This window comes from Dactylosporangium sp. NPDC005572, assembly GCF_040605515.1.
GTDB lineage: Bacteria > Actinomycetota > Actinomycetes > Mycobacteriales > Micromonosporaceae > Dactylosporangium.
The window spans coordinates 1-2,110 of sequence record NZ_JBEXCY010000441.1 but is presented as its reverse complement, the minus strand read 5'-3'; the positions used below and the strand labels follow the sequence as shown (position 1 = coordinate 2,110).

General features: G+C 69.8%; 1 protein-coding gene and 1 pseudogene. Both read right to left on the bottom strand.

Going from position 1 to position 2,110, the window contains the following annotated elements; genetic code table 11:
- Positions 1-1,887 (bottom strand): 3-hydroxyacyl-CoA dehydrogenase NAD-binding domain-containing protein (locus tag ABZS66_RS61440; protein WP_354774208.1); only part of this gene is annotated, 1,887 nt, incomplete at its 3' end.
- A 2-nt stretch (positions 1,888-1,889) separates the two neighbouring features.
- Positions 1,890-2,110, bottom strand: a pseudogene (locus ABZS66_RS61435) (acetyl-CoA C-acyltransferase); the annotation flags it as partial.

Genomic DNA, 2,110 nt, shown 5'->3' with positions numbered 1-2,110 from the left:
GAGGCATTTGACCGACTCGAGCGCCTCGGCGAACAGCATCCGCTCCTGCAGGTCGATGAACGGCACCGTGCGGTGTTCTTCGGTGAAGCGCAGGCCGGGCCAGAGGCGGGTGCGCCTGCCGTCGACGTACTCGTAGAACCCGGCGCCGCCGGACCGGCCGGGCCGCCCGAACTCGTCGATCATCCGGTCGATGACGGCGTCGGCCGGGTGGGGCGTCCACGTGCCGCCCGCGGCCACGACCGCGGCGGCCGTCTCCTGCCGGATCCTGCGCGGCAGGGTGAGGGTCAGCTCGTCCATGAGCTGCAGCACGGGCGCCGGGTAGCCGGCCTGGAGGCTGGCCTGCTCGATCGAGGCGGGCGCGATCCCCTCGGCGAGCATGGCGATGCCCTCGTTGGTGAACGTGCCGATGACGCGGCTGGTGAAGAACCCGCGGCTGTCATTGACCACGATCGGTGTCTTGCGCAGCTGCCGCACGACGCCGAGCGCGCGTTCGACGGTCTCGTCGGTGGTGGCCTGCCCGCGGATGATCTCGACGAGGGGCATCTTGTCGACCGGCGAGAAGAAGTGCAGCCCGACGAAGTCCTCCCGCCGCTGCACCCCATCGGCGAGCAGCGAAATCGGCAGCGTCGAGGTGTTCGAACACAGCAACGCACCCGGAGATACAACATGCTCGATCTCGGCGAACACCTTGTGCTTCAACGCCGGGTCCTCGAACACCGCCTCGATCACCAGATCCGCACCAGCGAGGTCGGCCGGGTCCGCGGTCGGCGTAATCCTCTCCAGGAGGTCCGGCCCGCCGCGGCCCTTCTGCACGAGACGTTCGGAGTAGGCCTTGCCCTGCTGCGCGGCCTCCACGGTCACGTCCTTGAGCAGCACCTGCATCCCGGCCCGCGCACACACGTACGCGATCCCGGCGCCCATCATCCCGGCGCCCAGGACGGCGACCTTGGTGAACGGCTTGGCGGCGGAGCCGCGCGCGTTGGCGGCCTGCAGGTCGAAGAAGAACGCCTGGATCATGTTCTTCGCGATCTGCCCCGTGGCCAGTTCCGTGAAGTAGCGCGCCTCGATGTCGAACGCGGTCGCCAGGTCGACCTGGGCACCCTCGACCGCGGCGGCCAGGATGTTGCGCGGCGCCGGATACGGAGCGCCCTTGAGCTCCTTGCGCAACGTCGCCGGGAACGCCGGCAGGTTCACCGCGAACCGGGGGTCGCTCGGCGCGCCACCCGGGATCCGGTAACCCTTGGCGTCCCACGGCTGCACGGCGTTCGGGTTGGCGGCGATCCAGACCCGGGCCCTGTCCTCCAGTTCCCCGGCCGGCGCCACCTCGTGCACCAGGCCGACCTCCTGCGCCTTGGCCGGCTTGTGCCGTTGGCCTTTCAGCAGGACCTGCATGAGGGCCTCGGTGATGCCCAGCAGGCGCACCGTGCGCACGACGCCGCCGCCGCCGGGCAGCAGGCCGAGCGTGACCTCGGGAAAGCCGATCTCGATCTTCCGGTCGTCGGCGACGATCCGGTGATGGCACGCCAAGGCCAGCTCCAGGCCGCCACCCAGCGCCGAGCCGTTGATCGCGGCGACGACCGGCCGGCCGAGCGTCTCCAGGCGGCGCAGCTGGGCCTTCACCCGCATCCCCGCCGCGTACGCCTCGGCGGCCTGGTCGGCGCCGATGCTGCCGAGCATGTCCAGGTCACCGCCGGCGAACCAGGTCTTCTTCGCCGACGTGACGATGACACCCGTGACGTCGTCCTTCTCCGCCTCCAGGCGATCGAGGACGGCGTCCAGGCTCGACAGGAACGCCGCGTTCATGGTGTTCGCGCCGCGGCTGGGGTCGTCCAAGGTCAGCACGACGACGCCGTCTGCGCCGCGGTCATAGCGAATGGTCTCAGCCATGATCAGATCCGCTCCACGATCGTGGCGATGCCCATGCCACCGCCGATGCACAGGGTGACCAGGCCATACCGCAACTGCCGCCGCTCGAGCTCGTCAACGACGGTCCCCAGCAACATCCCACCCGTTGCACCCAGCGGGTGGCCCATCGCGATCGCCCCACCGTTCACATTCACCTTCTCCAGGCTGAAGCCCATGTCCTTCGCGTAACGCAGCACCACCGCCG